The following is a 13,613-nucleotide window of genomic DNA, read 5'->3' on the forward strand; positions in this document are numbered from 1 at the left end:
CGCCGGACGGGGCCCTGGTGGCCGTCGGCCGCAGCGGCGACCTGGTACGGGTCAGCGTGGTGGCCCGCCCGCCAGGGGCCGGAGCCCTGCCCTTCGAGGTACGGCACGAGGCGTTCGCGTTCGCCGAGGAGACCGTCGGGACCGTGCCATGAGATGTCGTGACGACCGGGGGTCTGCGACGGTCTGGGCGGGCGGGATCGTGAGTGCCCTGTGCGTGGTCTTCGCCGCGGTGCTCGCCATGAGCGAGACGGTGGTGGTGCGGCATCGCGCGGCCGCGGGTGCCGACCTGGCCGCGCTGGCGGCGGCCGGTCACTGGCCCGACGGAGCGGGGACGGCCTGTGGTCTTGCCGACCGGGTGGCCCACGCGCAGAAGGCGCTGTTGGTCCGGTGCGAGGTGACGGGGGAGGTGGCCGACGTGGTCGTCACGGCCGGGCACGGCCCCTTCACCGCGGAGTCCAGGTCGCGGGCCGGCCCGCCGGTTCCGGAGCCGAACCTGAAGCCGCGCCCGGATCCGGACCCGTGATCTCGGTCCCGTGATCGCGGTCCCGTACCGGGGTCACCCCGGACCCCGTGGTCCGGAGCCCGCCCAGGGTTGCCCGCTGACGTGTCGCTGGCGTCCGGCTTCGCGGTACGGAGGCATGTCCCGGCGGGTCTCCGTCCGGCCAGCCACCGCTTCGCCGGGGCCACGGGCACTCGCGATGTCCACGGTGGACGCGGCGTCAGCTGTCGGGAGCCCGTGGCCCGGGGGTCGGAGGGGTTGCGGGGCCGGCTTCACGGCCGGGGACCCGAGCGCCGCCGCCGGCTCCCTCCGAGGCGGGCTCCGCGGGCTCGCTCCCGGCCGTTCCCATGGTCTTCGCAGAATGGTTCTCGGCCGTTTCCCGGCCGGGCTCCGCGAGGCCGCCCCGGCCCTCCCGGCCGGGCTCAGGGAGGTCCCCGGCGGCCCCCTCGGGCCCGGGTCCGGCAGGTGCGCCGTCGGCCGGCGGCTCGGGGGCTTTCTCCGGCGCCCCCCTGAGCAGTTCGGTCAACAAGCGCACCGCCCCGCGCTTGTGCAGCGGTTCGTTGCCGTTGCCGCACTTCGGGGACTGGATGCAGGACGGGCAGCCGGCCTCGCACTCGCAGGAAGCAATGGCCTCGCGGGTCGCCCGCAGCCACTCCCGGGCCGTGTGGAAGGCGCGTTCGGCGAACCCTGCGCCGCCCGGATGGCCGTCGTAGACGAAGACCGTGGGCAGCAGCGTGTCGGGATGGAGCGGGACGGAGACGCCGCCGATGTCCCAGCGGTCGCAGGTGGCGAACAGGGGCAGCATGCCGATCGAGGCGTGCTCGGCCGCGTGCAGGGCGCCGCCGAGGATCTCAGGGGTGATCCGCGCCGAGTCCAGCTGGTCCTCGGTGACGGTCCACCAGACGGCCCTGGTCCGCAGCGTCCGGGGCGGCAGGTCCAGCTTGGACTCGCCCAGCACCTCACCGGTGATCAGCCGACGGCGGAGATAGGAGACCACCTGGTTGGTGACCTCCACCGAGCCGAAGCACAACCGCCCGTCGCCCCAGGGGATCTCGGCGTCGGTGGAGAGGACGGAGATGGACGTGGTGTCCCTGGCGACGGTGGTGTACGGCGGGTCGGACCGCTCGACCAGGGCGACGGACGCCTCCAGGTCGAGTTCTCGGACCAGATAGGTGAGGCCTTGGTGGAGATGGACCGCACCCTCGTGGACGGAGGTGTGGGCGGCCCCGGCGTCGACCGTGCCGAGCAGTCGGCCGGTGCCGGTCTCCACCACCTGGACCGGGCGGCCGTCCCCGCCCCGGATGTCGGCGAGATCTGCCGCCCGCTCCCGGCGGGTCCAGTGCCAGGCCCTGGCACGACGGCGCAGCAGGCCGGCCCCCTCTAGCTGCGGCATGAGGTCACCGGTCGCCGGGCCGAAGAGCGCCAGATCCGCGTCGGTCAGCGGAAGCTCGGCCGCGGCGGCGCACAGGTGGGGGGCCAGCACGTACGGGTTGTCGGGGTCGAGGACGGTGGATTCCACCGGACGGTCGAAGAGCGCCTCCGGATGGTGGACCAGGAACGTGTCCAGCGGATCGTCGCGGGCCACGAGGATCGCCAGCGCACCCCGACCGGTGCGTCCGGCACGCCCCGCCTGCTGCCAGAGGGAGGCGCGGGTGCCGGGATAGCCGCAGATCACCACGGCGTCGAGGCCGGACACGTCCACGCCGAGCTCCAGTGCGGTGGTCGCGGCGAGTCCCAGCAGCTCCCCGGAGTGGAGCGCGCGCTCCAGCGCGCGCCGTTCCTCCGGCAGATAACCACCCCGGTACGCCGCGACACGCCCGGCCAGCGAACGATCTTTTTCGGCCAGTCGCTCCTGCGTGATGACCGAGATCAGCTCCGCGCCACGCCTCGAACGGACGAACGCTACGCTGCGCACCCCCTGCAAGGTGAGGGAGGTGAGCAGGTCGGCCGTCTCGGCGGTGGCGGTGCGGCGGACCGGCGCGCCCTTCTCGCCCTGGAGTTCGGTGAGCGGCGGCTCCCACAGGGCGAACAGCAGCTCGCCGCGGGGCGACGCGTCGTCGTCCACCTCGGTGACCGGCAGTCCGGTGAGCCGCCGGGCCGCTTCCGCGGGCTCGGCGGCCGTGGCGGAGGCCAGCAGGAACACGGGGGAGGAGCCGTACCGGGCGCAGAGCCGGCGTAGTCGGCGCAGCACCTGGGCGACGTGCGACCCGAAGACGCCCCGGTAGGTGTGGCACTCGTCGATCACCACGTACCGCAGCGCCCGCAGGAAGGAGGACCAGCGGGGATGGGAGGGCAGGATGCCGCTGTGGAGCATGTCCGGGTTGGTCAGCACGTAGTTGGCGTACTGGCGGACCCATTCCCGCTCCTCGAACGGGGTGTCGCCGTCGTAGACGGCCGGGCGCACCTTGGTCCCGAGAGGCCCCGCGAGTTCCCGTACGGCACGGTGCTGGTCGGCGGCGAGGGCCTTGGTGGGGGCCAGGTACAGCGCGGTGGCGCCCCGGCCGTTGGGCGCCTCGGCGCCGTCCAGCAGGGCGGAGAGCACGGGCACCAGATACGCCAGCGACTTGCCCGACGCGGTGCCGGTGGCAACCACCACCGACTCGCCGTCCAGGGCGTGCTGGGCCACTCGTGCCTGGTGGGCCCAGGGGTGCTCGATGCCGTGCGCCCGGACCGCCGCCAGAACTTCTTCCCGGATCTCGTGCGGCCAGACGGCATGCCGACCCGTCCGAGGGGGCAGGTGCTCCGTATGAGTGATGCGCGCAGCGCGATCCGGACCCCCGGCGAGCCGGTCCAGAATCGTGCCCGGCGAAGGACGGGAAGCAGTGTCCGTCCGGGTTCGACCGGATCGGTGATTCTCAGCCATCGGCACCGAGTGTGTCACCGGCTGGAAGGACAATGGACTCAAGGCGTCGTGCGCGCCTGCCGGTAAGTGATTGAATGCCATCGCGGCTGGCGAACAGTCCCGGGGATTCCGCCAGGTGTCCCGAGGGGCGACCGCTCGATAGCAAGGTGCTGGAGGATCCGTGGACCTGTCCCTGTCGACCCGTACCGTCGGCGATCGCACGGTCGTCGAGGTCGGTGGCGAAATCGACGTATATACCGCGCCCAAGCTGCGCGAGCAGCTGGTCGAGCTGGTGAACGACGGGAGCTTTCACCTCGTCGTCGACATGGAGGGCGTGGACTTCCTCGACTCCACCGGGCTCGGCGTGCTGGTCGGCGGCCTGAAGCGGGTGCGCGCCCATGAGGGCTCGCTCCGTCTGGTGTGCAACCAGGAGCGCATTCTGAAGATTTTCCGGATCACTGGCCTGACCAAGGTCTTCCCGATCCACACGTCGGTCGAGGAAGCGGTAGCGGCCACCGACTGATCAGCGCCGCCCCGGGCCTCGGCCCGGGGCGGACGACCATCGGGAGGGCTGGCCGGTGCGTCGGCATGCCCTCCGGGAAGCAGGACCGTAGTTCCGAGGGGGATGCATGGCCACCGTTGAACTCCTCATCAGCCCGCTGCCGGCGCATGTGCGGACGGCCAGGCTGGTGGCGGCCGCGGTGGCGCGCCGGGCCGGAGTGGACGAGGCGGTTCTCGACGAGGTCCGCCTGGCCGTCGGCGAGGCATGTTCCCGCGCGGTCGGACTGCACCGTGGCAGCGGTCTCGGCACGCCGGTGCGGATCTCCCTGACCGACGACGAGAAACTGTTCTCGATCGAGGTGGCCGACGACGCGCCCCGCTCGACCTCCGTCGACGCGGCGTCCGGCGTTTCCCCGGAGGTGCTCGACGCGGCGGAGACCGAGGAGGACCAGATGGGCCTCGCGGTGATCTCCGGCCTGGTCGACGACCTGGAGGTCAGCGCCGGGGCCGAGGGCGGTCTCATCCGGATGACCTGGCCCACCGCCCGCGCCTGACCTCTTCGCGCCCGACGGCCCCAGCTTGCCCCGCCCCTCGTGCGTCGCGGTACACCGTCCGCTCGCTCCGCCCAGGTGGGTCGTTTTTCCCTGATATGCGCCTTCGTTCCGTTCGTGTGACGCTGCTCTGAAGAGTGTGGCGGCCTTCCGGTCACCGCTTCGAGCTCGGTCCAGGCGTCGAGGAGGACGAATGGCGGGGCGTTCCCTCATGTCCGGGACCTTCGGAGCCCACGGGACCGACGGCGCCGACGGGACCGGCGCGGCCCACTGGGCCGCCGAGGCCGTGCGAGGCCTTCCGCCCGTGCGCGACGACGTGGACCTCGCCGCGGTGCTGACGGACGGCAACCGGGTGATCGTGGCCGTGATCGCGGCGGTGGCACTGGCCGCCCTGGTGGTGGCCGGGGTGCTGGTGCGCCAGGTGCTCGCCGCCGGTGAGGGAACCGAGAGCATGAGACGGATCGCCGCGGCCGTCCAGGAGGGCGCCAAGGCCTATCTGTCCCGGCAGTTGCGCACTCTCGCCGTCTTCGCCGTCGTGGTCTTCCTGCTGCTGCTCCTGTTGCCCGCGGACGACTGGGGGCAGCGGATCGGCCGGTCGCTGTTCTTCCTGATCGGCGCGGCGTTCTCGGCGGCCACCGGCTACACCGGCATGTGGCTGGCCGTCCGCAGCAACGTCCGCGTCGCGGCCGCCGCCCGTGCCGCCTCCGACGACGGGGCCACCACGCCCGACGCGACCCGTGAGGCGATGCGCATCGCCTTCCGGACGGGCGGGGTGGTCGGCATGTTCACGGTGGGCCTCGGACTGCTGGGCGCGGCCTGTGTGGTGCTGGTGTACGCCGCGGACGCGCCGAAGGTACTGGAGGGCTTCGGTCTGGGCGCCGCCCTGATCGCCATGTTCATGCGCGTCGGCGGCGGCATCTTCACCAAGGCCGCCGACGTCGGTGCCGACCTGGTCGGGAAGGTCGAACAGGGCATCCCGGAGGACGACCCGCGCAACGCGGCCACCATCGCCGACAACGTCGGGGACAACGTGGGCGACTGCGCGGGCATGGCGGCCGATCTCTTCGAGTCCTACGCCGTGACGCTGGTCGCCGCGCTGATCCTGGGGAAGGTGGCCTTCGGCGACGCCGGACTCGCCTTTCCGCTGATGGTTCCGGCGATCGGAGTGGTCACCGCGATGATCGGCATCTTCGCGGTGGCGCCCCGCCGAGCCGACCGCAGCGGCATGAGCGCCATCAACCGGGGCTTCTTCGTCTCTGCGGTGGTCTCGCTCGCCCTGGTCGCGGTCGCGGTGTTCGCGTACCTGCCCTCCTCGTACGCCGAGCTGGACGGGGTGACCGATCAGGCCGTCAGCGGGAAATCCGGCGATCCGCGGGTGCTGGCCCTGGTCGCGGTGGCCATCGGCATCGTGCTGGCCGCGCTGATCCAGCAGCTGACCGGCTACTTCACCGAGACCGGCCGCCGTCCCGTGAGGGACATCGGCCGGACCTCGCTCACCGGCCCGGCCACCGTCATCCTGGCCGGAGTGGCGATCGGCCTGGAGTCCGCCGTCTACACCGCTCTGCTGATCGCCCTCGGCGTGTACGGGGCGTTCCTGCTCGGCGGTACCTCGGTGATGCTCGCCCTGTTCGCGGTGGCACTCGCCGGCACCGGACTCCTGACCACCGTCGGGGTGATCATCGCCATGGACACCTTCGGTCCGGTCTCCGACAACGCCCAGGGCATCGCCGAGATGTCCGGCGACGTGGAGGGGCCGGGCGCCCAGGTCCTGACCGGCCTGGACGCCGTGGGCAACACCACCAAGGCGATCACCAAGGGCATCGCCATCGCCACCGCGGTACTGGCCGCGGCGGCGCTGTTCGGCTCCTACCGGGACGCCGTGATCACCGGAGCCCGCGAGGTGGGCGAGAGGCTTTCCGGCCCCGAGGCACCGTTGACGCTGATCACCGACATCACCCAGCCCAACAACCTGGTCGGGCTGATCGTGGGTGCCGCGGTGGTCTTCCTCTTCTCCGGCCTGGCCGTCAACGCGGTGTCCCGGTCGGCGGGAGCGGTGGTCTTCGAGGTGCGCCGCCAGTTCCGGGAGCGGCCGGGGATCATGAACTACACCGAGCAGCCGGAATACGGGCGGGTCGTGGACATCTGCACCCGTGACGCCCTGCGCGAGCTCGCCACACCCGGGTTGCTGGCGGTGACGGCACCCATCGTCGTCGGCTTCACCCTGGGGGTGGGAGCGCTTGCCGCCTTCCTGGCCGGGGCGATCGGCACGGGCACGCTGATGGCGGTCTTCCTCGCCAACTCCGGTGGCGCCTGGGACAACGCGAAGAAGCTCGTGGAGGACGGAAACTTCGGTGGCAAGGGAAGCGAGGCGCACGAGGCCACCGTCATCGGCGACACCGTGGGAGACCCGTTCAAGGACACCGCCGGACCGGCCATCAACCCGCTGCTCAAGGTGATGAACCTGGTGGCGCTGCTGATCGCGCCCGCGGTGATCCGACTCGGCTACGGCACCGGCGCCAACACCGTCCTTCGGGTGGTGATCGCGCTGCTCGCCCTGGCCGTCGTGGTGATCGCGGTGTGGGTCTCCAGGCGCAGGGGGATCGCCATGGACGACACCGGCGGGGCCGGTGCGGCGGCCGCGCGCTGACAGAGGACGGTCACCCTTCCCAACGAGCACTTGTGCCCTTCTTGTGTGCGAGCTTGCACGATTGTGGCCGTGAATCTTCTCTCGCTGATGCAAAAGGATTCAATATGTAATAAATCGGATGGGTGGACTCCGTGTGGCTCTCGCCCGGCGTGTAAGTTCCGGGGCCGAGAGCGACGGAAGGGACCGACCGGTGAAGAAGAAGCTCGCGACCGCCCTGGCCGGGGGTGCGGCACTGATGCTGGCGCTGTCCGGTTGCGGTGACGACAACAGCGAAGAGCTCAACACCTGGGCCAAGAAGGTCTGTGACGGTGTGCAGCCGCAGGCCGAGAGGATTCAGGCCGCCAACGCCTCCATCCAGGAGGAGAGTTCGGACAAGGCTCCGCCCAAGGACGTCAAGGAGACCGACTCCAAGGCCTTCCAGGAGATGTCCGACGCCTACCGCAAGATCGGTTCCGTGATCGACCAGGCCGGCCCGCCCGCGGTGGAGAACGGCGAGAAGAAGCAGCAGGACGCGGTGAAGGAGCTCAATTCCATCGCCGATTCGTACGCGGACCTGAAGAAGCAGGTCGACAAGCTGAAGACCGACGACCAGGCGGAGTTCGCCGACGGACTCAAGGAAGTCGGCACCCAGCTGCAGAAGCTCAGCGGCAGCGGCAGCGACGCGCTCAAGCGGCTGGAGGAGGGCGAGGTCGGCGAGGCCATGCGCGGCCAGGCCAGTTGCAAGGCCGGTACGGGTGAGGGCGCGGGCGACGACGCGAACTCCGGCGCCTGAGGCGCTGCCGGACCGGTCTCGGTCCTGAGGCGTGTCCGGGGCCGGTCGTGGGTCCGGCCCGTCCCCGCACACCCGTTGCCGCCTTTCACCCGCGGGGCTGACCCTCCGTCGGGACGGCGCCGGGTTGTCCACAGGTGGCACCGGAGGCGGCCGGGCGCCGTCCACAGGCAGTGCGCCGGCCGGGCGCGAGCGGTGACAATGGGGTGGTGAGCAACGCCAGCCAGTCACCCCAGTCATCGGACAAGCGAGCCTCCGCCCTGTCCGCCCTGCCGGCCGCCGACCGCCCCGACGCCGCGGCGCGTCTGAGGGAGGCCCTGCTCGAGGCGGCCTTCACCGCCGACGGGTTGCTCGACCTGCTCGGTGCCCCGGCCTACGCGGCGCTCGCGCGGGCCGAGGTCGTCCCCGCGCTGCGTGCCACCCGCGGCGACTCGGCGCTGGAGATACTGGTCCGCCTCTTCCTGCTCCAGCAGCCCGTTCCGCGACGGCGGGCCGCCGAGGTCCTGCCGCTGGAGGACTGCCTCGACGCCGGGTGGCTGCGGCCGGCCGGGGGCGGTGAGATCGCCGCCACCGTCGACGTCCGCCCGTACGGGGGACCGGGTGGCGAGGACTGGTTCATCGTCTCGGACCTCGGCTGTGCCGTCGGCGGCGCGGGCGGCATCGGCAGCAAGGAGGAGGGCGTGGTGCTCGGCGTCGGCGGCGCCTCCACCACCCTGGCGGGCCTCACCGTCCGAACCCCGGTGGCCTCCGCCCTGGACCTGGGAACCGGTTCCGGCATCCAGGCCCTGCACGCCACCGGACACGCCACCCGGGTGACGGCCACCGACCTCAACCCACGTGCCCTGCACGTGACGGCGCTGACCCTGGCGCTGTCCGGCGCACCCGGCGCCGAGCTGCGCGAGGGCTCGCTCTTCGAGCCGCTGCCCGAGCAGGACACCTACGACCTGATCGTCTCCAACCCGCCCTTCGTCATCTCTCCCGGAGCCCGGCTCACCTACCGGGACGGCGGCATGAGCGGCGACGACCTCTGCCGGACCCTGGTCCAGCAGTCGGGTGCCCGGCTGAACGAGGGTGGCTTCGCCCAGTTCCTCGCCAACTGGGAGCACGTCGACGGCGAGGAATGGCAGAGCCGACTGGCGTCCTGGGTGCCGTGGGGCTGTGACGCGTGGATCGTCCAGCGCGAGGTCCAGGACATCACCCAGTACGCCGAACTCTGGCTGCGCGACGCCGGTGACCATCAGGGTGACCCGGTCGAGTACCAGGCCCGCTACGACGCCTGGCTGGACGAGTTCGAGGCGCGGGACGTCCGGTCGGTGGGATTCGGCTGGATCACGCTCCGCCGGAGCGCGGCGGCCGAGAGCGACCCTTCCGTCACCATCGAGGAATGGCCGCATCCCGTCGAACAGCCGCTCGGCGAGACGGTGCGAGCCCACTTCGACCGGGTCGACTACCTGCGCGGCAACGACGACGCCGCCCTGCTCGCGGCCCACTTCCGGCTGACCGGCGAGGTCGTCCAGGAGCAGGTCGGGCTGCCCGGCGCGGAGGACCCGGAGCACGTCGTGCTCCGGCAGAACCGCGGTATGCGCCGGGCCACCAAGGTGGACACCGTCGGCGCCGGCTTCGCGGGCGTCTGTGACGGATCGCTCAGTGCCGGCCGGATCCTGGATGCCATCGCCCAGCTGATGGGTGAGGATCCGGTGCTCCTGCGGGACCGCACACCCGCGCAGATCAGGCTGCTGATCGAGCAGGGCTTCCTCACACCGGACGCCTGACGACCGGGGCGGGGCGTCGTTTGGAGGCGCGGCCGGGCGGGGACGCCGAATCTTGGCGTCGTCGCAGGCCGGGACGGCGGGCGCCGCCCGTCCTCCCGGCCGCATCCCGGCCGGCTGGGGACTCCGGGCGGCAGGAATGACGGTAGTCGGGTTACCGTTCGAGTGGCCGTTGCGGGCTTTTCCCGTTTGACACGGGGGCGGCATGTACCGTCACACTCCGCAGCGTCAGCAGACCCGAACCCGGGTGCCGAAGCATTCCGGGGCAGACCCCGCGCCGACCGGAGAGAAGAGCAGAAGTTGTCCCCGACCAGCGAGACCGCACAGGGCGGCCGCCGACTCGTCATCGTCGAGTCGCCTGCCAAGGCGAAGACGATCAAGGGCTACCTCGGCCCTGGCTACATCGTCGAGGCGAGCGTCGGGCACATCCGCGACCTTCCCAACGGCGCCGCGGAGGTGCCCGAGAAGTACACCGGCGAGGTGCGCCGCCTCGGCGTGGACGTCGAGCACGACTTCCAGCCCGTCTACGTGGTCAACGCGGACAAGAAGGCGCAGGTCAAGAAGCTCAAGGACCTCCTGAGGGAGTCCGACGAGCTCTTCCTCGCCACCGATGAGGACCGCGAGGGCGAGGCGATCGCCTGGCATCTCCAGGAGGTGCTCAAGCCCAAGGTCCCGGTCAAGCGGATGGTCTTCCACGAGATCACCAAGGACGCCATCCAGCAGGCCGTGCGCAACCCGCGCGAGCTGAACAAGAAGCTGGTCGACGCGCAGGAGACCCGCCGCATCCTGGACCGTCTCTACGGCTACGAGGTCTCCCCCGTGCTGTGGAAGAAGGTCATGCCGCGCCTGTCGGCCGGCCGTGTCCAGTCCGTCGCGACCCGGCTGGTCGTCGAGCGCGAGCGGGAGCGCATCGCCTTCCGTTCCGCCGAGTACTGGGACCTCACCGGCACGTTCTCGCGGACCTCCGGCTCGGCCGGATCCGGCGATCCGTCCGACCCGTCGACCCTGGTGGCCCGGCTCGCCTCGGTCGACGGCGTGCGGGTCGCCCAGGGCCGTGACTTCGACTCGCGCGGCCAGGCCCGGACCGCCAACGTCCTCCACCTCGACGAGGCGCATGCCCGTGCGCTGGCCGCGGCGCTGGAGAACACGCGCTTCCAGGTCCGCTCGGTCGAGTCCAAGCCCTACCGCCGCTCGCCGTACGCGCCCTTCCGGACCACGACGCTGCAGCAGGAGGCCAGCCGCAAGCTGGGCTTCGGCGCCAAGGTGACCATGCAGGTGGCCCAGAAGCTGTACGAGAACGGCTTCATCACCTACATGCGTACCGACTCCACGACCCTGTCGGAAACGGCGGTCGCCGCCGCCCGCGCGCAGGTGACCCAGCTCTACGGCGCCTCCTACCTGCCGGACAAGCCGCGTACCTACGCCGGCAAGGTCAAGAACGCGCAGGAGGCGCACGAGGCCATCCGTCCCTCGGGCGACCGCTTCCGCACCCCGGCCGAGACGGGCCTCACGGGCGACCAGTTCAAGCTCTACGAGCTGATCTGGAAGCGCACGGTCGCCTCGCAGATGAAGGACGCGACCGGTGACTCGGTCACCGTCCGGATCGGCGGCACCGCAGCCGACGGCCGGGACGCCGAGTTCAGCGCCTCCGGCAAGACGATCACGTTCCACGGCTTCATGAAGGCCTACGTGGAAGGCGCGGACGACCCCAACGCCGAGCTCGACGACCGTGAGCGCAGGCTGCCGCAGGTCGCCCAGGGCGACCCGCTGTCCGCCGAGGAGATCACCGTCGACGGCCACTCCACCAAGCCGCCGGCCCGCTACACCGAGGCCTCGCTTGTGAAGGAGCTGGAGGAGCGCGAGATCGGCCGTCCGTCGACCTACGCGTCGATCATCGGCACCATCCTCGACCGCGGGTACGTCTTCAAGAAGGGCACCGCCCTGGTGCCGTCCTTCCTGTCCTTCGCCGTGGTCAACCTGCTGGAGAAGCACTTCGGCCGGCTGGTCGACTACGACTTCACCGCCCGGATGGAGGACGACCTCGACCGCATCGCCCGCGGTGAGGCGGAGGCGGTGCCGTGGCTGCGGCGCTTCTACTTCGGCGAGAGCGGCGGAACGACCGGCGCGAGCGCCGCCGCCGACGCCGGCAACGGTGACGGCGATCACCTCGGCGGTCTGAAGGAACTGGTCACCGACCTCGGCGCCATCGACGCCCGAGAGGTGTCCTCGTTCCCGGTCGCCGACGACATCGTGCTCCGGGTCGGCAAGTACGGCCCGTACGTGGAGCGCGGCGAGAAGGACACGGAGGGTTACCAGAGCGCCGACATCCCTCCGGACATGGCACCCGACGAACTGACCGTCGAGAAGGCCGAGGAACTGCTCGCCCAGCCGCGCGGCGGCCGCGAGCTGGGAACCGACCCCGGGTCCGGTCACCCGATCGTCGCCAAGGCAGGCCGCTACGGCCCGTACGTCACCGAGGTGCTCCCCGAGGGCACCCCGAAGACCGGCAAGAACGCGGTCAAGCCGCGCACCGCCTCGCTCTTCAAGACGATGTCCCTGGACACCGTCACGCTGGAGGACGCGCTCGCGCTCATGTCCCTGCCCCGCGTGGTCGGCAGTGACGCGGAGGGCGTGGAGATCACCGCGCAGAACGGCCGCTACGGCCCGTACCTGAAGAAGGGCACGGACTCGCGGTCCCTCCAGTCCGAGGAGCAGCTCTTCACCATCACGCTCGACGAGGCGCTGGCGATCTACGCCCAGCCCAAGCAGCGTGGCCGGGCCGCCGCCAAGCCGCCGCTGAAGGAGCTGGGCGACGACCCCACCAGCGGTAAGCCGGTGGTGGTCAAGGACGGCCGGTTCGGGCCGTACGTCACGGACGGCGAGACGAACGCGACACTGCGGTCCACCGACACGGTCGAAGGGATCACGCCGGAGCGGGGCTTCGAGTTGCTCGCCGAGAAGCGGGCGAAGGGCCCGGCCAAGAAGACGGCGAAGAAGGCGACCGCCAAGAAGACCACGGCGAAGAAGACCGCCACGAAGGCGACCGCCACCAAGTCGGCGACGAAGGCGACCGCGAAGAAGACGGCCACCAAGACCGCCGCGAAGAAGACGGCTGCCAGGAAGACGACGGCGAAGAAGACCGCCGAGTCCGCCGCGGCCAAGAAGTCGGCGGCCGAGCCGCCCGTCGAGGACTGACCGGCGCGGGACCGGGAATCGAGGGAACTGGGCGGACGGCACGACGCCGTCGGCCCGCCCGACGCGGACCGACCCCGGACCCGACCCGACCATGCCGGCCCCGCGGCCCGGCCTCCGAACGCCTGCGCAGCGCTGCACGCGTTCGGAGGCCGGGCCCGTGGCGTCGGCGCGTCCCGATAGGCTGAACGCATGACGCGAGCCGAGCAGACAACGGCCCACTCCCCGGTTCCCGACGACGCCTTGGTCGCGGATTCCCGCGAACGCGCCGTCCGGTCCCTGCTGGGCCGACCGCAGCTGAAGCGGCTCTGGAGCGCCCATCTGGTCTCCGGAACCGGTGACCTTCTGGCCCTGCTGGTGCTGGTGCTGCTGGCCCTCCAGGCCGCGGTCGCCGAGAGCGCCTTCGGTGGCGGCTACCGCGGCGTGGCCCTGACCGTCGCCTGCGTGCTGGGCGCCCGTGCCCTGTCCACCCTCCTCTTCGGCGCCGTGCTGCTGGGGCCGCTCACCTCGCTCACCTCGGCCGAGGGCCCGCTGGACCGCCGCTGGACCATGGTCGGGGCCGACGGCTTCCGCCTGGTGCTGCTGATCCTCGCGCCGCTGTGGATCGACTGGACCCCGGGCAGCGCGGTCGCCGTGCTGCTGGTGACGGTCTTCCTGACCGGCGTCGCCGAACGGCTGTGGACGATCTGCCGCGCCTCCGCCGCGCCCGCGCTGCTGCCGCCCCCGCCCCCGGAGGGCGCCAGCATCCGCCCGCTGCCCGACCACCTCGACGCCCTCCGTCGCCTCTCGCTGCGCACCACCGTCGGGGCACTGCCGCTGGCCGCCGCCGTGCTGGTGACGGCG

Annotated in this window: 8 protein-coding genes and 1 pseudogene; 8 read left to right on the forward strand and 1 reads right to left on the reverse strand. The window is 71.6% G+C overall.

The features are described 5' to 3' along the window. Positions 1 to 199 precede the first annotated feature (199 nt). On the forward strand, positions 200 to 523 hold the full coding sequence (locus HW445_RS06385; protein ID WP_374939611.1) for an Rv3654c family TadE-like protein: 324 nt from the start codon (positions 200 to 202) through the stop codon (positions 521 to 523). 196 nt (positions 524 to 719) lie between these two features. Here HW445_RS06385 and HW445_RS06390 read toward each other — a convergent pair whose 3' ends face one another. Then, positions 720 to 3,443 (reverse strand): DEAD/DEAH box helicase, encoded by a 2,724-nt coding sequence (locus HW445_RS06390; RefSeq protein ID WP_257230887.1) that lies wholly within the window; start codon positions 3,441 to 3,443, stop codon positions 720 to 722. Between the two features lie 79 nt (positions 3,444 to 3,522). On the opposite strand from HW445_RS06390, the gene bldG reads away from it, so the two are divergent. The 7 genes and pseudogenes from bldG to HW445_RS06425 form a co-directional block, all read left to right on the forward strand. Continuing rightward, positions 3,523 to 3,864: an anti-sigma factor antagonist BldG gene (gene bldG / locus HW445_RS06395; RefSeq protein ID WP_003975386.1), complete on the forward strand. Its 342-nt coding sequence runs from the start codon at positions 3,523 to 3,525 to the stop codon at positions 3,862 to 3,864. A 106-nt stretch (positions 3,865 to 3,970) separates the two neighbouring features. Beyond that, on the forward strand, positions 3,971 to 4,396 hold the full coding sequence (locus HW445_RS06400; RefSeq protein WP_180220046.1) for an ATP-binding protein: 426 nt from the start codon (positions 3,971 to 3,973) through the stop codon (positions 4,394 to 4,396). A gap of 328 nt (positions 4,397 to 4,724) precedes the next feature. Continuing rightward, positions 4,725 to 7,040 carry a sodium-translocating pyrophosphatase gene (locus tag HW445_RS06405; protein WP_308798472.1) on the forward strand — a complete coding sequence of 772 codons (2,316 nt, stop codon included), beginning with the start codon at positions 4,725 to 4,727 and terminating at the stop codon, positions 7,038 to 7,040. Between the two features lie 190 nt (positions 7,041 to 7,230). Continuing rightward, a complete protein-coding gene (locus HW445_RS06410) occupies positions 7,231 to 7,812 on the forward strand; it encodes a small secreted protein (protein ID WP_180220047.1) in 582 nt (193 codons plus the stop codon). A gap of 206 nt (positions 7,813 to 8,018) precedes the next feature. After that, complete coding sequence (locus HW445_RS06415; RefSeq protein WP_180220048.1) at positions 8,019 to 9,581, forward strand: class I SAM-dependent methyltransferase; 1,563 nt, start codon at positions 8,019 to 8,021, stop codon at positions 9,579 to 9,581. Between the two features lie 297 nt (positions 9,582 to 9,878). Beyond that, on the forward strand, positions 9,879 to 12,773 hold the full coding sequence (gene topA / locus HW445_RS06420) for a type I DNA topoisomerase (protein ID WP_180220049.1): 2,895 nt from the start codon (positions 9,879 to 9,881) through the stop codon (positions 12,771 to 12,773). Positions 12,774 to 12,962: 189 nt separating this feature from the next. After that, positions 12,963 to 13,613, forward strand: a pseudogene (locus tag HW445_RS06425) (dTMP kinase); the annotation flags it as partial.

Source organism: Streptomyces sp. UH6, from assembly GCF_013421635.1.
Classification (GTDB): Bacteria; Actinomycetota; Actinomycetes; order Streptomycetales; family Streptomycetaceae; genus Streptomyces; species Streptomyces abyssomicinicus.